Annotated in this window: 30 protein-coding genes; 28 read left to right on the forward strand and 2 right to left on the reverse strand. The window is 63.5% G+C overall.

The features are described from left to right. Positions 1-3: 3 nt before the first annotated feature. The 3 genes from BLIN9172_RS13060 (at position 4) to BLIN9172_RS13070 (ending at position 3,159) form a co-directional block, all read left to right on the forward strand. Positions 4-720, forward strand: a complete 717-nt coding sequence (locus tag BLIN9172_RS13060; protein WP_101555461.1) for a response regulator transcription factor — start codon at positions 4-6, stop codon at positions 718-720. After that, positions 717-2,252, forward strand: coding sequence for a sensor histidine kinase (locus BLIN9172_RS13065; protein ID WP_101555462.1), 1,536 nt, complete (start codon positions 717-719; stop codon positions 2,250-2,252). The genes BLIN9172_RS13060 and BLIN9172_RS13065 overlap by 4 nt, the downstream gene beginning before the upstream one ends. A gap of 91 nt (positions 2,253-2,343) precedes the next feature. Next, on the forward strand, positions 2,344-3,159 hold the full coding sequence (locus tag BLIN9172_RS13070) for a hypothetical protein (RefSeq protein ID WP_101555463.1): 816 nt from the start codon (positions 2,344-2,346) through the stop codon (positions 3,157-3,159). 97 nt (positions 3,160-3,256) lie between these two features. On the opposite strand, the gene katG is transcribed toward BLIN9172_RS13070, so the two are convergent. Both katG and BLIN9172_RS13080 read right to left on the reverse strand, forming a co-directional pair. Then, entirely contained in the window at positions 3,257-5,461 is a 2,205-nt protein-coding gene (gene katG / locus BLIN9172_RS13075; RefSeq protein ID WP_101555464.1) for a catalase/peroxidase HPI, read from the reverse strand. 120 nt (positions 5,462-5,581) lie between these two features. Next, entirely contained in the window at positions 5,582-6,055 is a 474-nt protein-coding gene (locus BLIN9172_RS13080; protein ID WP_101555465.1) for a Fur family transcriptional regulator, read from the reverse strand. A gap of 557 nt (positions 6,056-6,612) precedes the next feature. Here BLIN9172_RS13080 and rpsL point away from each other — a divergent pair. The 25 genes from rpsL (at position 6,613) to secY (ending at position 22,612) form a co-directional block, all read left to right on the forward strand. Then, positions 6,613-6,987 (forward strand): 30S ribosomal protein S12, encoded by a 375-nt coding sequence (rpsL, locus tag BLIN9172_RS13085; RefSeq protein ID WP_025777935.1) that lies wholly within the window; start codon positions 6,613-6,615, stop codon positions 6,985-6,987. After that, complete coding sequence (gene rpsG, locus BLIN9172_RS13090) at positions 6,987-7,457, forward strand: 30S ribosomal protein S7 (RefSeq protein WP_025777934.1); 471 nt, start codon at positions 6,987-6,989, stop codon at positions 7,455-7,457. The genes rpsL and rpsG overlap by 1 nt, the downstream gene beginning before the upstream one ends. 99 nt (positions 7,458-7,556) lie before the next feature. Beyond that, a complete protein-coding gene (gene fusA / locus BLIN9172_RS13095; protein ID WP_101555466.1) occupies positions 7,557-9,662 on the forward strand; it encodes an elongation factor G in 2,106 nt (701 codons plus the stop codon). A gap of 116 nt (positions 9,663-9,778) precedes the next feature. After that, positions 9,779-10,972: an elongation factor Tu gene (tuf, locus tag BLIN9172_RS13100; RefSeq protein WP_101555467.1), complete on the forward strand. Its 1,194-nt coding sequence runs from the start codon at positions 9,779-9,781 to the stop codon at positions 10,970-10,972. A 529-nt stretch (positions 10,973-11,501) separates the two neighbouring features. Further along, a complete protein-coding gene (rpsJ, locus tag BLIN9172_RS13105) occupies positions 11,502-11,810 on the forward strand; it encodes a 30S ribosomal protein S10 (protein ID WP_009379191.1) in 309 nt (102 codons plus the stop codon). An 11-nt stretch (positions 11,811-11,821) separates the two neighbouring features. Then, positions 11,822-12,496, forward strand: a complete 675-nt coding sequence (gene rplC, locus BLIN9172_RS13110; protein ID WP_025777931.1) for a 50S ribosomal protein L3 — start codon at positions 11,822-11,824, stop codon at positions 12,494-12,496. Between the two features lie 5 nt (positions 12,497-12,501). Beyond that, positions 12,502-13,155, forward strand: a complete 654-nt coding sequence (gene rplD, locus BLIN9172_RS13115) for a 50S ribosomal protein L4 (protein ID WP_101555468.1) — start codon at positions 12,502-12,504, stop codon at positions 13,153-13,155. Next, entirely contained in the window at positions 13,152-13,451 is a 300-nt protein-coding gene (gene rplW, locus BLIN9172_RS13120; protein ID WP_025777929.1) for a 50S ribosomal protein L23, read from the forward strand. The genes rplD and rplW overlap by 4 nt, the downstream gene beginning before the upstream one ends. A 30-nt stretch (positions 13,452-13,481) precedes the next feature. Beyond that, positions 13,482-14,318 (forward strand): 50S ribosomal protein L2, encoded by an 837-nt coding sequence (rplB, locus tag BLIN9172_RS13125; protein ID WP_025777928.1) that lies wholly within the window; start codon positions 13,482-13,484, stop codon positions 14,316-14,318. 15 nt (positions 14,319-14,333) lie between these two features. Beyond that, a complete protein-coding gene (gene rpsS, locus BLIN9172_RS13130) occupies positions 14,334-14,615 on the forward strand; it encodes a 30S ribosomal protein S19 (protein ID WP_025777927.1) in 282 nt (93 codons plus the stop codon). Positions 14,616-14,657: 42 nt separating this feature from the next. Continuing rightward, positions 14,658-15,044 carry a 50S ribosomal protein L22 gene (gene rplV / locus BLIN9172_RS13135; RefSeq protein WP_025777926.1) on the forward strand — a complete coding sequence of 129 codons (387 nt, stop codon included), beginning with the start codon at positions 14,658-14,660 and terminating at the stop codon, positions 15,042-15,044. Next, a complete protein-coding gene (rpsC, locus tag BLIN9172_RS13140; RefSeq protein ID WP_025777925.1) occupies positions 15,044-15,859 on the forward strand; it encodes a 30S ribosomal protein S3 in 816 nt (271 codons plus the stop codon). Before rplV ends, rpsC begins: the two co-directional genes overlap by 1 nt. Before the next feature lie 3 nt (positions 15,860-15,862). Next, positions 15,863-16,279: a 50S ribosomal protein L16 gene (gene rplP / locus BLIN9172_RS13145; protein WP_025777924.1), complete on the forward strand. Its 417-nt coding sequence runs from the start codon at positions 15,863-15,865 to the stop codon at positions 16,277-16,279. Positions 16,280-16,281: 2 nt separating this feature from the next. Further along, the gene (rpmC, locus tag BLIN9172_RS13150; protein ID WP_025777923.1) at positions 16,282-16,533 is read left to right on the forward strand and encodes a 50S ribosomal protein L29; all 252 of its coding nucleotides are present in this window, start codon (positions 16,282-16,284) and stop codon (positions 16,531-16,533) included. Continuing rightward, the gene (gene rpsQ, locus BLIN9172_RS13155; protein WP_025777922.1) at positions 16,533-16,820 is read left to right on the forward strand and encodes a 30S ribosomal protein S17; all 288 of its coding nucleotides are present in this window, start codon (positions 16,533-16,535) and stop codon (positions 16,818-16,820) included. Before rpmC ends, rpsQ begins: the two co-directional genes overlap by 1 nt. A 145-nt stretch (positions 16,821-16,965) precedes the next feature. Next, positions 16,966-17,334, forward strand: a complete 369-nt coding sequence (rplN, locus tag BLIN9172_RS13160) for a 50S ribosomal protein L14 (protein ID WP_025777921.1) — start codon at positions 16,966-16,968, stop codon at positions 17,332-17,334. 2 nt (positions 17,335-17,336) lie between these two features. After that, complete coding sequence (gene rplX, locus BLIN9172_RS13165; RefSeq protein WP_101555469.1) at positions 17,337-17,705, forward strand: 50S ribosomal protein L24; 369 nt, start codon at positions 17,337-17,339, stop codon at positions 17,703-17,705. Continuing rightward, on the forward strand, positions 17,705-18,274 hold the full coding sequence (gene rplE, locus BLIN9172_RS13170; protein WP_101555470.1) for a 50S ribosomal protein L5: 570 nt from the start codon (positions 17,705-17,707) through the stop codon (positions 18,272-18,274). Before rplX ends, rplE begins: the two co-directional genes overlap by 1 nt. A 67-nt stretch (positions 18,275-18,341) precedes the next feature. Further along, entirely contained in the window at positions 18,342-18,740 is a 399-nt protein-coding gene (gene rpsH / locus BLIN9172_RS13175) for a 30S ribosomal protein S8 (protein ID WP_025777918.1), read from the forward strand. A gap of 17 nt (positions 18,741-18,757) precedes the next feature. Next, positions 18,758-19,294 (forward strand): 50S ribosomal protein L6, encoded by a 537-nt coding sequence (gene rplF, locus BLIN9172_RS13180; RefSeq protein ID WP_025777917.1) that lies wholly within the window; start codon positions 18,758-18,760, stop codon positions 19,292-19,294. Positions 19,295-19,296: 2 nt separating this feature from the next. After that, complete coding sequence (rplR, locus tag BLIN9172_RS13185; protein ID WP_025777916.1) at positions 19,297-19,677, forward strand: 50S ribosomal protein L18; 381 nt, start codon at positions 19,297-19,299, stop codon at positions 19,675-19,677. Continuing rightward, a complete protein-coding gene (rpsE, locus tag BLIN9172_RS13190; protein ID WP_025777915.1) occupies positions 19,674-20,357 on the forward strand; it encodes a 30S ribosomal protein S5 in 684 nt (227 codons plus the stop codon). The genes rplR and rpsE overlap by 4 nt, the downstream gene beginning before the upstream one ends. Then, complete coding sequence (rpmD, locus tag BLIN9172_RS13195; RefSeq protein WP_025777914.1) at positions 20,357-20,539, forward strand: 50S ribosomal protein L30; 183 nt, start codon at positions 20,357-20,359, stop codon at positions 20,537-20,539. The genes rpsE and rpmD overlap by 1 nt, the downstream gene beginning before the upstream one ends. A 1-nt stretch (position 20,540) precedes the next feature. After that, positions 20,541-20,993 carry a 50S ribosomal protein L15 gene (gene rplO, locus BLIN9172_RS13200; protein WP_025777913.1) on the forward strand — a complete coding sequence of 151 codons (453 nt, stop codon included), beginning with the start codon at positions 20,541-20,543 and terminating at the stop codon, positions 20,991-20,993. Positions 20,994-21,310: 317 nt separating this feature from the next. Continuing rightward, positions 21,311-22,612 (forward strand): preprotein translocase subunit SecY, encoded by a 1,302-nt coding sequence (secY, locus tag BLIN9172_RS13205; RefSeq protein ID WP_101555471.1) that lies wholly within the window; start codon positions 21,311-21,313, stop codon positions 22,610-22,612. Positions 22,613-22,623 lie beyond the last annotated feature (11 nt).

Raw genomic sequence — 22,623 nt, forward strand, 5'->3', positions numbered from 1 at the left:
GTTATGAACCCGACAGCGAATCCACCGGCGCGCATCCTCATCGTCGACGACGAAGCGAACCTCGCCGAGCTCCTCGTCATGGCCTGCCAGGTTCGCGGGTGGGAAGCCGAGGGAGTCGGCACGGGCCGCGAGGCAGTGGCGCTGGCCCGCAGCGAGCACTTCGACGCGATCGTCCTCGACGTGATGCTGCCCGACCTCGACGGTTTCGCCGTCATCGAGAAGGTCAGGGGAAAGGGCATCGACACTCCGGTGGTCTTCCTCTCGGCCAGAGACGAGGTCGACGACCGGCTGACGGGTCTGCGGCTGGGCGGGGACGACTATGTGACGAAGCCGTTCAACCTCGACGAGGTCATCGCCAGGATCGAGGTGCGCCTGCGCCGGGGGATCTCGAACGGTCAGGTCGATGAGGATGATGTGCTGCGTGTGGGTGACCTCGAACTCGACGAACGCTCCCACGAGGTCACCCGCGCCGGTCATCCGATCGAGCTGACGGCACGCGAATACGAGGTGTTGCTGCTGTTCATGCGCAACCCGCGGGTGGTGCTGTCGAAGGCCCAGATCCTCGATCGCGTGTGGGACTACGACTTCGGCGGCAACGGCAACATCGTCGAACTCTACGTCTCCTACCTGCGGAAGAAGATCGACACCCCGTTCCCCGACCTGCCGAACCTCTTCCACACCAAGCGCGGGGCCGGCTACATCATGCGGGCGGAACAGTGACGCTGCGCCGGTGGCGGCTGCAGACGAGGCTCATCGTCCTCGCCGGACTCGTCCTCCTCCTCGTCGGCGCCGGAATCGGCACCGCCTCCTGGCTGAGCGTGCGCGGTTCGCTGATGACCGACCTCGACGCCCAGCTGACGTCGATGACCTCGCATGCACGTTCGGGAGACGGCCCCGGCGCGGGCCCCGGAACGAGCGGCAGTCCGGGCACCTCCGGTGGGGGCGACGACTCGGCGGCGGCGGTCGATTCGGCTCTGCGCTATCTCTTTCAGCCGGGGGTCGGCGACGGAGCTCTCGTCGTCGTCGATTCCGGCGGCGGGGGAGAGGGACTCATCGCCGAGGCGGGGCTGACCCGTCCGCGCGCCCTGTCCGCAGAAGCCATCGACGCCCTGCTCGAGGTCGAACCCGGCGGCGCCTCGTCCGCCCATGAGTCCGTGCGGGTGCCCGGGTTCGGCGCCTACCGGGTCGTGGCCTTCGACGACGGCGGAACCACCACTGTCTACGGCGTCCCGCAGAGCAGTGTCGATTCCGCGCTCGAGCGCACGGCGTGGACGACCGCGTTCGTCGTCCTCTTCGGCGTCATCGCCACGGCCGCGCTCATGGCCGTGATCATCCATCGCCAGCTGCGGGACCTGCGCGATGTCGCGCGCACTGCCAGGGAGGTCACCGACCTCGAGCTGAGTGCCGGCAAACCCGAGCTCGCCCTGCGGGTTCCCGCCGAGCTCGCGGTGCCGGGCACGGAGGTCGGCGATGTGGGAGCCTCGGTCAACCGGATGCTCGACCATGTCGGATCCGCCCTCGAGGAGCGCTACCGCGGCACGGAGCAGATGCGCCGCTTCGTCGCCGACGCCTCCCATGAGCTGCGCACTCCGATCGCGACGATCCGCGGTTGGGCCGACCTCACCCGCCCGTACCGTGATGCTCTGCCCGCCGAGGTGACCACCTCCTTGGGCAAGATCGATTCCGGAGCGATGCGGATGTCGTCCCTCGTCGATGATCTCCTTCTCCTCGCTCGGCTCGAAGCCGGCCGCCAGCCGACGAGAGAGGACACCGTCGACGTCTCCTCACTGCTCGTCGAACTCGTCGAGGATGTCCATGTGGTCAATCCCGACCATGCGATCTCCCTCGATGTCCCCCCGGAGGCCCTCGAGGTGCGCGGAGCAGCCGATCAGGTCCGCCGGGTCGTGTCGATCGTGCTCACGAACGCCTGCGTGCACACGCCGCCCGGCACCAACGTGCACGTCGAGGCACTGGCGACCCGGAAACCGGTCTCCGGCCAGCTGCCCAGCGATGTCGTGGCGATCCGCATCAGCGACGATGGTCAGGGCATTCCGCCCGAGATCCGGGACCGAGTCTTCGACCGCTTCGTGCGTGGAGACCCCTCGCGGACACGGCAGGACGGAGCCAAGGGAGGTTCCTCGGGGCTGGGACTGTCGATCGCCGCCGGACTCGTCGAACTCATGCGCGGCGGCATCTCGATGTCGAGCACGGACGCGGGTACGACCTTCGAGCTGCGCCTGCCTGCGGCTTGAGGCCAATCGCACAGGCTGGCCACAGGCACGACCGGGACGGGCTACAGCGAGGGGGCCGAGAGTGGTATCACCGACAACCAGAGGAGATTCCATGACCGAGAACCAGAACCCCGACCAGAACCGCAACCACGAGGAGAACCGGGACCACGCGGAGAATGCAGCGCCGGACTCGAACGGCGCGGACACCACTCGCAGGATCGAAGCGCAGGGCACGGCAGGACCTCATGCCGGACCCAACTGGGCAATGCAATCGCCACCGGCCGACCAAGGCCGTGCGAACGGATGGGCCGAGCAGACCACGCGCTCGGCACCCGATCCGCAGGCCGGGGTCCCGGAGGGTCAGCGGCCGTGGGTGAACCCCTACGAACAGTCTGCGCAGAGTACACAGTTCGGCAGCACCGCAGGACCGCGGAAGCAGAAGCGGAGAGTCCCGCTCGTCCCGGCGGTGCTCGCCGGTTCGGCCCTGTTCGTCGTCGGCGGTCTCGCCGGGGGAGCGATCGGGGTATCGGCGGCAACAGCGTCGAATGATTCGGGGACGAGCCAGGGCCCGGGAGGCCAGAACGGACCCGGCGGAATGGGCGGCCAACAGGGCGGTGCTCAGGACGGCGGCGGACAGTCCGACGGCGGAGGCATGCCCGGCGGGCAGTCCAACGGCGGCGGCATGCCCGGCGGACAGTCCAACGGAATGCCGGGAAACCAGAACGGCAGCACCGACTCCGGGGACTCCTCCGACGGGTCCGGCTCCGATGGATCCAGCTCGGACGGCAGCGCCTCCGACTCCGACGGATCGGACGCGAGCGCTGACACCACCTCGGCAGGCACCGACGAGACGACGATCGAGAACGCAGCCGTCGCGCACTTCGACCGGATCTTCACCGGATTCGCCGTGCTCAACCGGGACGAGTGAACGCTGCTGATATCAGTGCGGCACAGACGATGCCCCCACCGATCGGTGGGGGCATCGTCATGCTGACGCGTCGGTCACCTCGGCGACCGTCGCCGGATCAGCGCTTGAGGTCGAAGCGATCGGCTTCGACGAGCTTCGTCCAGGCCCTGACGAAGTCGGCGACGAACTTCTCATTCGCGTCATCCGAGCCGTAGACCTCGGCGATCGCGCGCAGCTCGGAGTTCGCTCCGAACAGGAGGTCGATCCGGCTGCCGGTCCAGAGTTTCTCGCCCGAGGGGGAGAAGCACTCGTAGACATTGGCGGTCTCGGACGGTCCGACGGGCTTCCAGACGTTGCCGAGCTCGAGCAGATTGACGAAGAAGTCGTTCGTCAGTTCTCCGGGCCGGTCGGTGAAGACACCGAGAGCGGAGTCCTCGTAGTTCACACCGAGGACGCGGAGTCCGCCGATGAGGACCGTGAGCTCGGGCGGGGTCAGACCCAGCAGGCTGGCCTTGTCGAGCAGGAGGTACTCGGCCTTGAGCGGAAGGCCCTCGGTGAGGTAGTTCCGGAAGCCGTCGTGGGTCGGCTCGAGGTAGCCGAAGGAGTCGACATCGGTCTGCTCCTGGGTGGCGTCGCCGCGACCCGTGGAGACCGGAACCGTAACCGGGTGACCGGCCGCAGCGGCAGCGGACTCGACTCCGACGGCACCGGCGATCGCCAGCACATCGGCAAACGATGCTTCGGTGGACTCGGCGATGCCCTCGAGTACCGGGAGCACCTCGGCGAGCTTGGCAGGCTCGTTGGCCTCCCAGCTGCGCTGCGGTTCGAGGCGCAGACGACCGCCGTTGACTCCGCCGCGCATATCCGAGACGCGGTGGGACGACGCGGCGGCCCAGGTCGTCGATACGAGCTGCGAGACGGTCAGACCGGACTCACGGACAGCGGCCTTGACGGCTTCGAGGCCGGCGTCATCGAGCGGAGTTCCGGCCGGGACCGGGTCCTGCCAGATGAGCTCCTCGGCCGGAGCTTCGGGACCGAGGTAACGGGTCGCGGGACCCATATCGCGGTGGGTGAGTTTGAACCAGGCGCGGGCGAAGGCGTCCTCGAACGCCTTCTGATCATCCTTGAAGCGGCGGGAGATCTTCTCGTAGATGGGATCGAAGCGCAGCGACAGGTCGGTGGTGAGCATGCGGGGCTCGCGGCGTCCGTCGCCCTGGGCCATCGGGACCATATCGTCTCCGCCGCCGTCCTTGGGCCGCCACTGCAGGTGTCCGCCTTCGTTCTCGAAGACCTCCCACTCGTAGGCGAAGAGGATGTGGAAGAACTCGTTGTCCCAGCGGGTCGGGTGGTAGGTCCACGTGACCTCGATGCCCGAGCCGATGGAGTCATTGCCCTGGCCCGAACCGAAGTCGGATTTCCAGCCCAGACCCTGCTCTTCGAGCGGGGCGGCCTCCGGGTCGGCGCCCTTGTGAGATTCGGGGCCGGCACCGTGCGTCTTGCCGAAGGTGTGTCCACCGGCGATGAGAGCGACGGTCTCCTCGTCATTCATGGCCATCCGTCCGAAGGTCTCGCGGATGTCGATCGCGGCCTTGACCGGATCGGGTTCGCCTTCGGGGCCCTCGGGGTTGACGTAGATGAGTCCCATGGTGGTCGCGGCCAGGGGCTTCTGCAGCTCACGGTTGCCCACATAGCGCTTGTCGGTGCCCAGCCACTCGGTCTCGGAGCCCCAGTACACATCGTTGTCGGGTTCCCAGACGTCCTTGCGGCCGCCGGCGAAGCCGAAGGTCTTGAAGCCCATCGATTCGAGCGCGACGTTGCCGGCGAGGATGAAGAGGTCGGCCCAGGAGATCTTCTTGCCGTACTTCTTCTTCACCGGCCACAGCAGGCGACGAGCTTTGTCGAGTGAGACGTTGTCGGGCCAGGAGTTCAGCGGTGCGAACCGCTGCTGGCCTTCGCCGCCGCCGCCGCGGCCGTCCTGCACGCGGTAGGTGCCGGCCGAGTGCCAGGCCATGCGGATCATGAACGGACCATAGTGCCCGAAGTCAGCGGACCACCAGTCCTGGTTGTCCTTCTGCAGTGCTTCGATGTCGGCCTTGAGCTGGTAGTAGTCGAGACTGTTGAACTCCGCGTCGTAATCGAAGTCGGGGTCCATGGGGTCGCGTGCCGGCTGACCCTTGGCGAGGATCTTGAGGTTGAGCCGATTGGGCCACCACTGAGCGTTGGCATCACCCTGGACGGGATTGACCAACTGGTCGGAATCCGGCGCCGCCGGTTCCGTGGAAGTGTGTGCGACCGGGCAGCCGCCGGTGGTCGTCTGGGTCATCGTGTTCCTTTCACAGTCGAGTCGCATTCGACGACTCGGATGACGGGATGGGCAACCCTCGCAGAAAGGGCATAGTCGTGTCCTCGGGAGAAGACGGGTGGTGGTGAACGGAAGCCGGAGTCACACGACCGAGAACTGATCGTCGCCGGTCGGCTGAGCACCGGCGGCCGCGCAGTCGGGGCACAGACCCCAGAACGTCACTTCGGCCTGCTCGATGACGAAGCCGGCATCATGGGACGGGGTCAGGCACGGAGCCTGCCCGATCGTGCAGTCAACATCGACGATGAGATTGCACGATCGGCACACCAGATGATGGTGGTTGTCCCCGATGCGACGCTCGTACCGCGCCACCGAGCCCGCAGGCCTGATGCAGCGGACGAGCCCCACCTCGGTCAGAGTGTGAAGCGAATCATAGACAGCCTGGTGGGAGACCGCTGGCAGCGATTCCCGCACCGAGCGGATCACGGTCTCGGTGTCGGCATGCGGGTGATCCCGCACGGCACCGAGGACTGCGACCCGCTGTTTCGTCACGCGCAGCGACGTCTGCCGCAGAGCCGCAGCGGCGTCGTCGTGTTCATGCTTCGTCCCTTTCACAGCACCAGAATGCCTGCTTCTCTTGAACGAGTCAAGGAAAGTGGGGATGGGTCCTCGCCGAGGCGGCCGACCGGAATCGCTGTGAATCCGCCCCAGGCGGCGACCGTGGTTCGCCGAGTGCTGAGAAGTGCGCCGCCGGTCTGTGAATACGCTGGTGAGCCGTGTGGTTGATCGGGCGAGGGGAGTGCTGCGTGATTTCGCCGGTGCGGAGAGGTAAGATGGATGATCGCCATTTTGACCAGACGTGCTCGAGAGAGATATTCTGGTAGGCGACTGATTGTGTTATCTGCGTCGTCGATCGATCCTGCCGAGTGTTCTGTGAGGCTCGGAATCCCTGAGAGAAGTCGTCGATGCAGGCCGCCGAGATGTCGTCTCTGTGCTTCCGTGTCCTTGCGACACACCCGGGCGCAGGGGTCGATGACTCGCGTGGTTACTGGCATCGGGAGCCAAGCTTCACCCGGTGTCCGGTCGGATATGTCCCACGGTTCACAGAGGCGACTGCGGTCGTGGCCGGCATTGGGAATTAGGTCTATCGAGAAGCAAATGGAGAACGCTTAGTGCCGACAATCCAACAGCTCGTCCGCAAGGGACGGCATGTCAATACAGCAGGATCGGACGCTCCTGCCCTCAAGGGCAGCCCGCAGCGTCGTGGAGTGTGCACCCGTGTGTACACCACCACCCCCAAGAAGCCGAACTCGGCTCTTCGCAAGGTCGCTCGTGTCAAGCTTTCGAGCCAGATCGAGGTGACCGCCTACATCCCGGGCGAGGGACACAACCTGCAGGAGCACTCGATCGTGCTCGTGCGCGGTGGCCGCGTCAAGGATCTGCCCGGTGTCCGCTACCGGATCGTCCGCGGTTCGCTCGACACCCAGGGCGTCAAGGGTCGCCAGCAGGCCCGCAGCAAGTACGGTGCGAAGAGGGAGAAGAAGTAATGCCACGCAAAGGTCCTGCACCCAAGCGACCGATCGTCGTTGACCCGGTCTTCAGCTCACCGCTCGTCACGCAGCTGATCAACAAGATCCTGCTCGACGGCAAGCGCTCGACCGCAGAGCGGATCGTCTACAGCGCCCTCGAAGGCACCCGCGAGAAGAACGGCAACGACCCCGTTGTCAACCTGAAGAAGGCTCTCGACAACATCCGTCCGTCTCTCGAGGTCCGCTCCCGCCGCGTCGGCGGTGCGACCTACCAGGTGCCGATTGATGTTCGTCCGGCTCGTTCGACCACTCTGGCTCTGCGGTGGCTCGTGGGATACTCCCGCCAGCGCCGTGAGAAGACCATGACCGAACGGCTCATGAATGAGATCCTCGACGCCGGCAACGGCCTCGGCGCAGCAGTCAAGCGCCGCGAGGACACTCACAAGATGGCCGAGTCCAACAAGGCCTTCGCCCACTACCGCTGGTAATCGTCTGCCCTGCGCGCCGGTCGGCGGACCTCGTCCGCGAGTGCCGCCGGCCGGCTGCACAGGGGAGTCGAGCAAATCATCGATCGAGAGAGAGACACCGTGGCACTTGACGTGCTCAGCGACCTGAACAAGGTCCGTAATATCGGCATCATGGCCCACATTGATGCCGGTAAGACAACGACGACCGAACGCATCCTCTTCTACACCGGCGTGAACTACAAGATGGGCGAGACCCACGACGGCGCCGGCACCATGGACTGGATGGACCAGGAGAAGGAGCGCGGCATCACGATCACGTCGGCCGCGACGACCTGCTACTGGGAGAACAACCAGATCAACATCATCGACACCCCCGGTCACGTCGACTTCACGGTCGAGGTCGAGCGTTCGCTGCGCGTCCTCGATGGTGCCGTCGCCGTGTTCGACGGCAAAGAGGGCGTCGAGCCCCAGTCGGAGACCGTGTGGCGTCAGGCCGACAAGTACGACGTTCCGCGCGTGTGCTTCGTCAACAAGATGGACAAGCTCGGTGCTGACTTCTACTTCACCGTCGACACCATCAAGGAGCGCCTCGGCGCGAAGCCGCTGGTCATCCAGCTGCCGATCGGTGCCGAAAGCGAATTCGCCGGTGTCGTCGATCTGCTCGAGATGAAGGCCTACATCTGGCCCGACGAGACCAAGATGGGTCAGGACATGACGGAGGTCGAGATCCCCGAGGATCTCAAGGACAAGGCTGTTCAGTATCGTGCGCAGCTCGTCGAGGACGTCGCCGAGAACTCGGAAGAGCTCATGGAGAAGTACCTCGAGGGCGAAGAGCTCACGACGGCTGAGATCAAGGCCGGCATCCGCGAACTCGTCATCAAGTCCGAGGCCTTCCCGGTCATGTGCGGTTCCGCCTACAAGAACAAGGGCGTGCAGCCCATGCTCGACGCGGTCATCGACTACCTCCCCTCACCGCTCGACGTGCCTCCGATGATCGGACACAACCCGAGCAACGACGAATTGGAACTGACCCGCAAGCCTTCGACGGACGAGCCGTTCTCGGCTCTGGCCTTCAAGGTCGCCTCCCACCCGTTCTTCGGATCGCTGACCTACGTGCGCGTGTACTCCGGTCATGTGAAGTCCGGCGAACAGGTGCTCAACACCACGTCGGGCAAGAAGGAACGCGTCGGCAAGCTCTTTCAGATGCACTCCAACAAGGAGAACCCTGTCGAAGAGGCGTTCGCCGGCCACATCTACGCCTTCATCGGTCTCAAGGAGACCACGACGGGCGACACGCTCAGCGACCCGGCCAACCCGATCGCTCTCGAGTCGATGACCTTCCCGGAGCCTGTGATCTCCGTGGCCATCGAGCCGAAGACCAAGAGCGACCAGGAGAAGCTGTCGTCGGCCATCCAGAAGTTCGTCAAGGAAGACCCGACCTACCAGGTCGAGCTTGACGACGAGACCGGCCAGACCGTCATCCGCGGAATGGGCGAGCTGCACCTCGACATCCTCGTCGACCGCATGCGTCGCGAGTTCAAGGTCGAGGCGAACGTCGGCAAGCCGCAGGTCGCCTACCGTGAGACCATCCGTCGCACTGTCGAGAAGTACGATTACACCCACAAGAAGCAGACGGGTGGATCGGGACAGTTCGCGAAGGTCCAGGTCACCTTCGAACCTCTCGAGGTCGAAGGCGATACGATTTACGAGTTCGAGAATGCCATCACGGGCGGACGCGTTCCGCGCGAGTACATTCCGAGCGTCGACGCCGGCATCCAGGACGCCATGCAGCTCGGTGCCCTGGCCGGTTACCCCATGGTGGGTGTCAAGGCCACTCTGGTCGACGGCGCCTACCACGATGTCGACTCTTCGGAGATGGCATTCAAGATCGCCGGTTCGATGGTCTTCAAGGAGGCCGTCCAGCGGGCGAACCCGGTTCTTCTCGAGCCGGTCATGGACGTCGAGGTGCGTACCCCTGAGGAATACATGGGTGACGTCATCGGCGACCTGAATTCCCGGCGTGGACAGATTCAGTCGATGGACGATGCTTCCGGTGTGAAGGTCGTCAAGGCTGTGGTCCCGCTGTCGGAGATGTTCGGCTACATCGGTGATCTGCGGTCGAAGACCCAGGGCCGTGCGGTGTATTCGATGACTTTCTCCAGCTATGCGGAGGTCCCGAAGGCTGTTGCCGAGGAGATCATCCAGAAGGTGCGCGGCGGAGAGTAATCTCCGAATTCCGGTCGCCCCGGTGATCAAGAACATGGTCGCCGGAATGAAAGATAACCAACAAAAGGTCTAAGATATGAACCGCATATCTTATTCCAACCACGAGGAGGAACCCAGTGGCAAAGGCTAGTTTCGAACGGACTAAGCCGCACGTCAACATCGGCACCATCGGCCACGTTGACCACGGAAAGACCACCCTGACCGCTGCGATCACCAAGGTCCTGGCGGATCAGTACCCGGATCTCAATGAGGCTCGCGCCTTCGACCAGGTCGACAACGCACCTGAGGAGAAGGAGCGCGGCATCACCATCAACGTCTCGCACGTTGAGTACCAGACGGAGAAGCGTCACTACGCTCACGTCGATGCCCCGGGTCACGCCGACTACGTGAAGAACATGATCACCGGTGCCGCTCAGATGGACGGTGCGATCCTCGTCGTCGCCGCTACCGACGGACCGATGCCCCAGACCCGTGAGCACGTGCTGCTCGCGCGTCAGGTCGGCGTTCCCTACATCGTCGTGGCTCTGAACAAGTCCGACATGGTCGATGACGAGGAGCTCCTCGAGCTCGTCGAATTCGAGGTCCGCGACCTGCTCTCGAGCCAGGACTTCGACGGAGACAACGCTCCGGTCATTCCGGTGTCCGCTCTCAAGGCGCTGGAAGGCGACGAGAAGTGGGTCAAGAGCGTTCAGGATCTCATGGCTGCCGTCGATGACAACGTTCCGGAGCCGGAGCGCGATGTCGACAAGCCGTTCCTCATGCCCGTCGAGGACGTCTTCACGATCACCGGTCGTGGAACCGTCGTCACCGGTCGTGTCGAGCGCGGCGTGCTCCTGCCGAACGACGAAATCGAAATCGTCGGCATCAAGGAGAAGTCGTCCAAGACGACTGTCACCGCTATCGAGATGTTCCGCAAGACCCTGCCGGATGCCCGTGCAGGTGAGAACGTCGGTCTGCTCCTCCGCGGCACCAAGCGCGAGGATGTTGAGCGCGGTCAGGTCATCGTGAAGCCGGGTTCGATCACCCCGCACACCAAGTTCGAGGCTCAGGTCTACATCCTGAGCAAGGACGAGGGCGGACGTCACAACCCGTTCTACTCGAACTACCGTCCGCAGTTCTACTTCCGGACCACGGACGTCACCGGTGTCATCACGCTGCCCGAGGGCACCGAGATGGTCATGCCCGGCGACAACACCGATATGTCGGTCGAGCTCATCCAGCCGATCGCTATGGAGGACGGCCTCCGCTTCGCAATCCGCGAAGGTGGCCGCACCGTCGGCGCCGGTCGAGTCACCAAGATCACCGCCTGATCTGACTGACTGAGCACCACAGGTTGGGGTCGCAGTCCTTCGGGACTGCGGCCCCTTCTGTATGCCCGGGCAATGGTCGTCATTTCCAGCCGGTGTCGTCAGTGCTCGATCGGACGGTGCAGGTGGATGAGCAGCCGAGGGGCGCGGAGCGCGAGGCGAGAACAGAAGTGCCTCACTGAATCCTTGAGAGTTCCCTCACAGGCACGGTCCCCGGAATTGCGCGGGTGAAGTGCTCTATGACAAGATAGTGAAGTTGCGTTTCGGGCGTTGACCCCTGCACTGCGGTAGTGATACCGCGAACAGCCCGAAACACTATCGGATCGATGAATCTGCACCATGCGGGTTCGGACCGAGCAGCCAATGAGTAGAAGCGCCGTCGGCGCCTGCGGTGAAGTGAGATCTTCTCCGGTAGGAATAGCCGACACGCCCGACCTCGGGGGTCGGTCATGGTCAGCCGGCACAGACGGCAGTGAGCCTTCGAGCCTCTGCGAGTTGATGGCCGGAAGCAACTAAAGAAAGAGACGACGCCATGGCGGGACAGAAGATCCGCATTCGGCTCAAGTCGTACGACCACGCTGTGATTGACAGTGCCGCACGCAAGATCGTGGACACCGTCACTCGCGCTGGCGCGACTGTAGTGGGCCCCGTGCCGTTGCCAACGGAGAAGAACGTGTACTGCGTCATCCGTTCGCCGCACAAGTACAAGGACAGCCGTGAGCATTTCGAGATGCGCACGCACAAGCGTCTGATCGACATCGTCGACCCGACGCCGAAGGCAGTCGATTCGCTGATGCGCCTCGACCTCGCTGACGACGTCAACATCGAGATCAAGCTCTAAGGGAGGCAGCAATGGCGAACACTCGTTCATCCGCTCTCCCGACCACCAGCAAGGTCAAGGGCCTGCTGGGAACCAAGCTGGGCATGACCCAGGTCTGGGATGAGCAGAACAACCTCGTACCGGTGACCGTTGTGGCCACCGGAAACAACGTCGTAACTCAGGTCCGCAACGAGGAAACCGATGGTTACCCCGCTGTGCAGATCGCATTCGGCGAAATCGATCCTCGCAAGGTCAACAAGCCGACTGCAGGCCACTTCGAAAAGGCCGGTGTGACCCCACGCCGTCACCTGGTCGAACTGCGCACTGCAGATGCTGCTGACTACGAGCTCGGCCAGGAACTCGGCGTCGACACGTTCGAAGCCGGAATCAAGGTCGATGTGACCGCGAAGACCAAGGGCAAGGGAACCGCCGGTGTCATGAAGCGTCACGGCTTCGCCGGTGTCGGTGCCTCCCACGGTCAGCACCGCAACCACCGCAAGCCAGGTTCGATCGGCGGAGCCGCAACACCTGGTCGCGTGTTCAAGGGTATGCGCATGGCCGGCCGTATGGGCGCTGTCAAGCACACCACCCAGAACCTCACGATCCACGCCGTGGACAACGAGAACAACTTCCTGCTCATCAAGGGCGCCGTTCCCGGCCCCAAGGGTGGAGTCGTCCTCGTTCGCTCGGCCGTGAAGGAGGCCTGAACGTAATGACTGATGTCAAGACAGTCGACGTCATCGATGCCGCTGGTGCCAAGGCCGGTTCGGTTGATCTGCCCGCCGAGGTCTTCGGCGTGCCGACCAACGTGCCCCTGATCCACCAGGTCGTCGTTGCACAGCTGGCTGCGGCCCGTCAGGGCACGCACAAGACGAAGACCCGCTCCGAAGTTCGCGGTGGCGGTCGCAAGCCCTACCGCCAGAAGGGAACCGGCAACGCCCGTCAGGGTTCGATCCGCGCTCCCCAGTACAACGGCGGCGGAATCGTGCACGGACCGGTCCCGCGCGACTACTCGCAGCGGACCCCGAAGAAGATGAAGGCCGCCGCTCTGCGCGGAGCCCTGTCCGACCGCGCACGGCTCGATCAGGTCTTCGTGATGAAGAACCTGGTCACCGGCGACGCCCCGTCGACCAAGCAGGCGAAGGCCGCACTGGCCGGCCTGTCCGAGCGCAAGAACACTCTCGTGGTGCTCGAGCGTGACGACGAGCTCACCTACCTGAGCGTGCGCAACCTGCCCCTCGTTCACGTGCTCACCTCCGATCAGCTCAACACCTATGATGTGCTGCTCGCCGATGACATCGTGTTCACCGAGGCAGCTCTTGCCGCGTTCCTGAGCGGAAACCGCAAATCGGAGGACGCATCATGAGTCTGAACTTCAAGGACCCGCGCGACATCATCGTCGCTCCGGTCGTCTCGGAGAAGACCTACAGCCTGATGGACGAAGGCAAGTACACCTTCCTCGTCGACCAGGACTCGAACAAGACCGAGATCAAGCAAGCCATTGAAACGATCTTCGATGTGCAGGTTGCCAAGGTGAACACCCTGAACCGTCAGGGCAAGCGCCGCCGCACCCGCACCGGTTGGGGAAAGCGCAAGGACACCAAGCGTGCCATCGTCGCCCTCAAGGACGGATCGATCGACATCTTCGGTGGATCGCTCTAAGCGATCCTTCGTCAAAGAAGGACAAGACTCATGGGAATCCGTAAGCACAAGCCGACGACCCCGGGCCGCCGTGGCTCGTCGGTCGCCGACTTCGTCGAAGTGACCCGGTCTACACCGGAGAAGTCGCTTCTGCGCCCGCTGCCCAAGCGCGGCGGCCGCAACAGTCAGGGACGCGTGACCACTCGCCACCAGGGCGGCGGTCACAAACGTCAGTACCGTGTCATCGACTTCCGCCGCCATGACAAAGATGGCGTTCCGGCGAAGGTCGCACACATCGAATATGACCCGAACCGTACGGCTCGCATCGCTCTGCTGCACTACGCAGACGGAGAGAAGCGCTACATCATCGCCCCGCAGAACCTCAAGCAGGGCGCACAGGTGGAAGCCGGTCCGGGTGCAGACATCAAGCCGGGCAACAACCTTGCCCTGCGCAACATCCCGGTCGGCACTGTCGTGCACGCAGTCGAAATGCGTCCCGGCGGCGGTGCCAAGATCGCTCGTTCTGCCGGTTCGTCCGTGCAGCTCGTGGCGAAGTACGGCCGTTTCGCACAGCTGCGGATGCCCTCGGGCGAAATCCGCAACGTCGATGCGCGCTGCCGTGCGACGATCGGCGAGGTCGGCAATGCCGAGCAGTCGAACATCAGCTGGGGCAAAGCAGGCCGCATGCGTTGGAAGGGCAAGCGCCCGACCGTCCGCGGTGTCGTGATGAACCCGATCGACCACCCGCATGGTGGTGGCGAGGGCCGTACTTCGGGTGGTCGTCACCCAGTCAGCCCGTGGGGTCAGTTGGAGGGCCGCACACGCCGGCCGAACAAAGAGAGCGACAAGTACATCGTGCGCCGTCGCCGGACCGGCAAGAAGCGCTGATTGGAGTACTGACTTATGCCTCGTAGCCTCAAAAAGGGTCCTTTCGTCGACGAACACCTCTTCCAGAAGGTGGCTCGTCAGAACGAGAAGAACACCAAAAATGTCATCAAAACCTGGTCTCGTCGCTCGATGATCATCCCGGACTTCCTGGGACACACCATCGCAGTACATGACGGACGCAAGCATGTCCCCGTCTTCATCACTGAGTCGATGGTCGGACACAAGCTCGGCGAGTTCGCACCGACACGGACGTTCCGTGGCCACGAAAAGGACGATCGCAAGGGGCGCCGCCGCTGAGGCGGGGCACTCTTTCGATCCTAGAGAAGAGAGAAGGAAGCGATGGAAGCCAAGGCTAAGGCGCGTTACCTGCGCGTTACGCCTCGCAAGGCTCGGCGCGTCATCGACCTCATTCGTGGTCAGCAGGCGACCGAAGCACTTGCAGTGTTGAAGTTTGCAGAACAGTCGGCATCAGATCCGATTTACAAGCTCGTGGCCTCCGGCATCGCCAATGCGCGTGTCCGGGCCGACGAGGAAGGCGTTGCGTTCGACGAGAACGAACTGGTCATCTCCGAAGCCTTCGTGGACGAGGGGCCGACCATGAAGCGGTTCCGTCCGCGTGCCCAGGGCCGCGCTTTTCGCATCGAGAAGCGCACCAGCCACGTGACAGTGGTCCTGGCCAGCGGTGACGACCTGCCTCAGCGCAAGAGCCGGAAGGGGAACCGCTAATGGGCCAGAAGATCAATCCGAATGGATTCCGACTCGGAATCACCACGGATCACAAGTCGAAGTGGTTCGCTGACTCGACCAAGCCGGGGCAGCGCTACCGCGACTACGTGCTCGAAGATGTCAAGATCCGCCAGATTCTGAACACCGGTCTCGAGCGGGCCGGCATCTCGAAGGTCAACATCGAGCGCACGCGTGACCGTGTTCGCGTCGACATCCACACCGCACGTCCGGGCATCGTCATCGGCCGTCGCGGAGCCGAAGCGGACCGCATCCGCGGTCAGCTCGAAAAGCTCACCGGCAAGCAGATTCAGCTCAATATCCTTGAGGTGAAGAACCCCGAGGTCGACGCACAGCTCGTCGCTCAGGGTGTTGCCGAACAGCTCGCCAGCCGCGTGGCCTTCCGCCGTGCGATGCGCAAGGCGATCCAGAGCGCGCAGCGCGCAGGTGCCAAGGGCATCCGCGTGCAGTGCTCCGGCCGCCTCGGCGGTGCTGAGATGAGCCGGTCCGAGTTCTACCGTGAAGGTCGTGTGCCGCTGCACACCCTGCGCGCGAACATCGACTTCGGCGTTCACGAAGCCCACACCACTTTCGGACGCATCGGCGTCAAGGTGTGGATCTACAAGGGCGACATGACCGACAAGGAGCTTGCCGCCGAGCAGGCCAAGGCTCCTGCTGCTCGTGGCCCGCGTGGCCGTGGGCGCGGTCGTGGAGGCCGCGGACGTGGTCAGGAAGGCGCACCGCGCCGAGGCGACCAGGCCCGTAATACTGAGAACAGTGCCGAAGCCCCCGCGGCTGAGGCCGGATCGGAGGGCTGAGAAATGCTGATCCCTCGTCGAGTGAAATTCCGCAAGCAGCACCACCCCAACCGGGGCGGCGCCGCCAAGGGAGGCACGACGGTGTCCTTCGGTGACTACGGCATCCAGGCTCTCGAGCCGGCTTATGTCACCAACCGTCAGATCGAGGCCGCACGTATTGCCATGACCCGCTACATCAAGCGCGGCGGCAAGGTGTGGATCAACATCTACCCTGATCACCCGCTGACGAAGAAGCCTGCCGAGACCCGCATGGGTTCCGGTAAGGGTTCGCCGGAGTGGTGGATCGCCAATGTCAAACCCGGTCGAGTCATGTTCGAACTCGGCGGTGTGTCCGAGGAAGTTGCTCGCGAGGCCCTGCGCCTGGCGATCCACAAACTTCCGCTGAAGGCCCGTATCGTGGCCCGCGAAGGTGGTGAGTGAGAATGGCTATCGGTTCGAAGAACCTTTCCATCGACGCGCTTGACGGTTACGACAACGAGCGTCTGCAGGAAGAGCTCAAGAAGGCCAAGGCCGAGCTGTTCAACCTGCGTTTCCAGTCGGCCACCGGTCAGCTGGAGAGCCACGGTCGCCTCAAGGCCGTGCGTCGCGACATCGCTCGTATCTACACCGTGCTCAACGAACGGGAGCTGGACATCCGTCCGAACCCCGCTGATGCCAAGGAAGAGAGCAAGTGATGGCGGAGACCACGAATACCGAGGCCACTGCTGCGGAACGCAACTCCCGCAAGACCGCACGTGGTTACGTCGTATCCGACAAGATGGACAAGACCATCGTCGTCGAGGTTGAGGAGCGCATGAAGCACCGCCTCTACGGCAAGGTCATGCGCAAGTCGGTCAAGTACAAGGTTCACGACGAAGAGAACACCGCCGGCATCGGCGACCTCGTCCTCGTGGCCGAGACGCGGCCCCTTTCGGCCGCGAAGCGTTGGCGGCTCGTCGAAATCGTCGAACGCGCCAAGTAGTCAACGCCACCCCACCCACCCGGTCCCGCCCGCGGCCTCCTGCAGGCCGCGGGCGGCTACCGGGAACGGGGTGAAATGTCAATGAATCCGTTCCGCAAGGCTCACGCTTAAGGCGTGAGAACCAGCGCGACGACAGGAGAAAATAGTGATTCAGCAAGAGTCGCGACTCAAAGTCGCCGACAACACTGGCGCCAAGCAGATCCTGGCAATCAGGATCCTGGGTGGCTCCGGTCGGCGCTACGCCTCGATCGGTGACACCATCGTGGCAACCGTCAAGGATGCGATCCCGGGCGGAAACGTGAAGAAGGGTGACGTCGTCAAGGCCGTCATCGTTCGCACTGCCAAGGAACGTCGTCGTCCCGACGGTTCGTACATCAAGTTCGATGAGAATGCAGCCGTCATCCTCAAGAACGATGAGGAACCGCGCGGCACCCGTATCTTCGGACCCGTGGGACGCGAACTCCGCGACAAGAAGTTCATGAAGATCGTCTCCCTGGCACCGGAGGTGTTGTGAGCATGGCGAACAAGCTCAATATCAAGAAGGGCGACCTCGTCCAGGTCATCGCCGGCGCTCGGCAGTCCCGTGGTGGCGATCGTGGCAAGCAGGGCAAGGTCCTTGCCGTCTACCCCGAACGCAACCGCGTCCTCGTTGAGGGCGTCAACCGCGTGATCAAGCACAAGAAGGCTACGCAGACTCAGGCCGGCGGCACCGCTGGTGGCCGTGAGACCCACGAAGCCCCCATCCACGTGTCCAACGTGGCGCTCGTTGACCCCAAGGACAACAAGCCCACCCGCGTCGGATACCGCGAGGAGAGCGCCGAGCGCGACGGTCGCACCAAGACCGTTCGGGTTCGCTTCTCGCGTCGCACCGGGGAGGAGATCTGATGACGGAAACAACCACCAGCCGTCCCGCACCGCGTCTCAAGCAGATTTACCGCGAAGAGATCGTTGCGAAGCTGCAGGAAGAGTTCAACTACGCCAACCCCATGCAGGTTCCCGGACTGACCAAGGTCGTCGTGAACATGGGTGTGGGTGACGCAGCACGCGATTCCAAGATGATCGAAGGCGCGATCAACGACCTGACTCTGATCACCGGTCAGAAGCCCGTCGTGACCCGTGCCCGCAAGTCCATCGCACAGTTCAAGCTGCGCGAAGGTCAGCCCATCGGCGCCCACGTGACCATGCGTGGAGCTCGGATGTTGGAGTTCATCGACCGCGTCATCACTCTGGCACTGCCGCGTATCCGCGACTTCCGTGGACTCTCGGATCGTCAGTTCGACGGACACGGCAACTACACCTTCGGCCTCACGGAACAGTCCATGTTCCACGAGATCGACCAGGACCGGATCGACCGTGTCCGCGGTATGGACATCACCGTCGTCACCACCGCGGCAACCGACGATGAGGGACGTGCACTGCTGCGTCACCTCGGGTTCCCGTTCAAGCAAAAATAATCGCTACGTTGCAGGTCCAAGCACAGCATGTGGGCGGAAACCGTAACGAGGAAGGGCACGTGCCCAAATGACAATGACTGATCCAGTCGCAGACATGCTTACGCGTCTGCGCAACGCCAACTCGGCTTATCACGAGGACGTCAGCATGCCGTTCTCGAAGCTCAAGTCGAACATCGCCGAGATCCTCAAGACCGAGGGCTACATCACCGGCTGGAGCGTCGAAGACGCCGAAGTCGGCAAGACGCTGCTCCTGGACCTGAAGTTCGGACCCAACCGGGAACGTTCGATCGCCGGCCTGCGCCGTGTGTCGAAGCCGGGACTGCGCGTCTACGCGAAGTCCACGAACCTGCCCAAGGTTCTCGGCGGCCTCGGCATCGCCATCCTGTCGACCTCGTCAGGTCTCCTGACGGACCGTCAGGCCGCCAAGAAGGGTGTGGGTGGGGAAGTCCTCGCCTACGTCTGGTAAAGGAAGGAGAGAAGAACATGTCACGTATTGGCAAGAACCCGATCTCCGTTCCCAGCGGCGTCGAGGTCAAGGTCGACGGCCAGGATGTCGCCGTCAAGGGACCTAAGGGCGAGCTGTCCGTCACCATCGCCGAGCCGATCACGGTCTCGCTCGAAGACGGTGTCATCACAGTGGCCCGTCCGGACGAGGAGCGCGAATCGCGTTCGCTGCACGGACTGTCCCGTACGCTCATCAACAACATGATCGTCGGTGTGACCGATGGCTACTCCAAGGCCCTCGAGATCGTCGGAACCGGTTACCGTGTCCTGGCCAAGGGATCGAACCTCGAGTTCGCCCTCGGCTACAGCCACCCGATCGTCGTCGAACCGCCGGAGGGAATCTCCTTCAGCGTCGACGGCCAGACCAAGGTCGCTGTCCACGGAATCGACAAGCAGCTCGTCGGTGAGACGGCTGCGAACATCCGGAAGCTGCGTAAGCCCGAGCCTTACAAGGGCAAGGGCGTGCGCTACGCCGGCGAAATCGTCCGTCGCAAGGTCGGAAAGGCTGGTAAGTAAAGATGGCCTTTGGCAAGAAGGAAAGCTACGGCAAAGGCAGGGCAGCTGCTCGCAAGCGTCGTCACGCTCGACTGCGCAAGCATGTCAGCGGCACGACCGAGCGCCCTCGCCTCTCAGTGACTCGCTCCACGCGCCACGTCTTCGTCCAGGTCATCGACGACACCGTCGGCAAGACCCTGGTTTCGGCCTCCACCATGGAAGCCGACCTGCGGACATTCGAAGGCGACAAGACCGGCAAGGCCCGCAAGGTGGGCGAGCTGGTTGCTCAGCGTGCCAAGGACGCCGGAATCGAATCCGTCGTCTTCGACCGTGGAGGCAATGCCTACCACGGCCGTGTGCAGGCAATCGCCGAAGGTGCCCGTGAAGGAGGATTGGCCCTATGAGCACTGAAGAGAACAAGGAACAGCAGGCAGCTGCTGAGACCCGCACCGACAACAGCGGTGACCGTTCTTCCCGTGGCCGCGGCCAGGGCGGACAGGGCGGTCAGGGTCGCGGACGCGGCGAAGGTCGCGGACGCGGCGGTCGCAACGACCGTGAAGACAAGAACCAGTTCATCGAACACGTCATCACGATCAACCGCGTGTCGAAGGTCGTCAAGGGCGGACGTCGGTTCTCCTTCACGGCTCTCGTCGTGGTCGGCGACGGCGACGGCATGGTCGGCATGGGCTACGGCAAGGCGAAGGAAGTTCCTGCCGCCATCGCCAAGGGTGTCGAGGAAGCGAAGAAGAACTTCTTCCGCGTTCCCCGCATCCAGAAGACCATTCCGCACCCGATCCAGGGCGAGGAGGCTGCAGGCGTCGTCCTGCTGCGTCCGGCCGCTCCGGGTACCGGAGTCATCGCCGGTGGACCCGTCCGTGCGGTCCTCGATGCGGCAGGCGTCCAGGACGTCCTGTCCAAGTCGCTGGGCTCGGCGAACGCGATCAACATCGTGCACGCCGCGATCGCCGCGCTGAAGGGCCTCGAGCGTCCGGAAGAGGTTGCGGCTCGCCGCGGCCTGCCCGTCGACGAGGTTGCTCCGCACGCACTGCTGCGAGCAGCCGCTGAAAGTGGGGCGAAGTCCTGATGGCAAAGCTCAAGATTACTCAGCGCAAGTCCGCAATCGGATACCGTCAGAGCCAGCGCGACACGCTGCGTTCGCTCGGTCTCAAGCGGACCAACGACGTTGTGGTGCAGGAAGATCGCCCCGAGATCCGGGGAATGATCAACGCTGTCCGCCACATCGTGACTGTGGAAGAGGTCGATTGATATGTCGAACAACGACTCGCTGAAGCTGCACGATCTGCGCCCTGCCCCGGGAGCCAAGACCGCCAAGACCCGCGTCGGTCGTGGTGAGGCTTCGAAGGGCAAGACCGCCGGACGCGGAACCAAGGGCACGAAGGCCCGCTACCAGGTTCCGCACGGCTTCGAGGGCGGCCAGACTCCGATGCACATGCGTCTGCCCAAACTGCGTGGATTCAAGAACCCCGCCAAGGTGGAGTTCCAGGTTGTCAACCTCGACAAGCTGTCCAGCCTGTTCCCCGAGGGCGGAGACGTCACCGTCGCCGACCTCGTGGAGAAGGGCGCTGTGCGCGCAAAGCAGCCCGTCAAGGTTCTCGGCACCGGTGAGATCACCGTGGCCCTGAACATCACTGCAGACAAGTTCTCCGGCTCCGCAGCCGAGAAGATCAAGGCTGCAGGCGGAAGCGCCAACGAGGCCTGATCCGTTCGTCTCGGACGGTATCCCGGTCTCTACGCCGGCAAGGGGGCGGCCACTTCGGTGGCCGCCCCCTTCTGCATGCCCGCAACTGTCAAGGCGGCGAGCATCGCTCCGACGCGAGCACACCGGTGAGAGTCCATGACGATGCCACCTCGAACCGAGCCCCCGAGACCTCTCGGACACCGCCTGAAACTCAGGCCGCAACGGGCTCGCCGGTTTCGGCCTGGAGGGCATACCCTGGTAGTCTTTTGCAGGTATTTGTCTCAATCGCCAGGTCGCGACCACGACTCTGACTTTTCATCCCCCAACGAGGAGGACGCTTGATCGGCGCAATCCGGAGGGCCTTCAGAACGCCCGACTTGAGGAAGAAACTCCTCTTCACCCTGGGCATTCTTGTCATCTTCCGACTCGGCTCGTTCATTCCCTCGCCTGGCATCGACTACACCAAGGTGCAGGAATGCGTGGCTTCGCCTCAGCTCAATGAGGGCGGATTCGCCATGATCAACCTCTTCAGCGGCGGCGCGCTGCTGCAGTTGTCGATCTTCGCCCTGGGCATCATGCCCTACATCACCGCGAGCATCATCGTCCAGCTGCTGCGCGTGGTCATTCCGCGCTTCGAGGCTCTTCACAAGGAAGGAGCCTCGGGTCAGGCGAAGCTGACTCAGTACACTCGCTACCTGACCATCGGCCTCGCCATCCTCAACTCGACGACTCTTGTGGCGACCGTCCGTTCCGGTGCGCTGTTCGGCAATGTCGAAGGCTGCCAGGACCTCATCGCCAACGACACCTGGTGGGGCATCGCAGTCCTCGTGCTGACTCTGACCGCAGGCACCGGCCTGATCATGTGGCTCGGCGAGCAGATCACCGAACACGGTGTGGGCAACGGAATGTCGCTGCTGATCTTCACCTCCGTCGCCTCCGCCTTCCCATCCTCGCTCGGTGCGATCTTCCGCGAACAGGGCGTCGACATCTTCCTCATCGTCATGGTCGTGGGTCTCGTGCTCGTCGCCCTCGTCGTCTTCGTCGAGCAGTCGCAGCGCAGAATTCCCGTCCAGTACGCCAAGCGGATGGTGGGCCGTCGGATGTTCGGCGGAACCTCGACCTATATTCCGATCAAGGTGAACATGGCCGGTGTCATCCCCGTCATCTTCGCGTCCTCGGTGCTCTATCTGCCGAGCCTGGTCTCGCAGTTCTTCGATCCCGAATCCACGTGGGTCGAATGGATCAACACCTACTTCACCCGCGGTGACCACCCGATCTACATCACCGTGTACGCCCTGCTGACGATCTTCTTCGCTTACTTCTACGTCGCCATCACCTTCAACCCGGAAGAGGTTGCGGACAATATGAAGAAGTACGGCGGGTTCATCCCGGGTATCCGCGCCGGTCGCCCGACCGCCGAATATCTGAGCTACGTGCTCAGCCGCATCAACTTCCCCGGCTCGCTCTACCTTGCCTTCGTCGCCCTCATCCCGCTGATCGCGCTGGTGCTCATCAATGCCAATCAGAACTTCCCGTTCGGCGGCACCTCCCTGCTGATCGTCGTGGGCGTCGGCCTCGAAACGGTCAAGCAGATCGACGCACAGATGCAGCAGCGCCACTACGAGGGTCTGCTGCGCTGATACGACCGGAC

The organism is Brevibacterium linens ATCC 9172, from assembly GCF_900169165.1.
Classification (GTDB): Bacteria; Actinomycetota; Actinomycetes; order Actinomycetales; family Brevibacteriaceae; genus Brevibacterium; species Brevibacterium linens.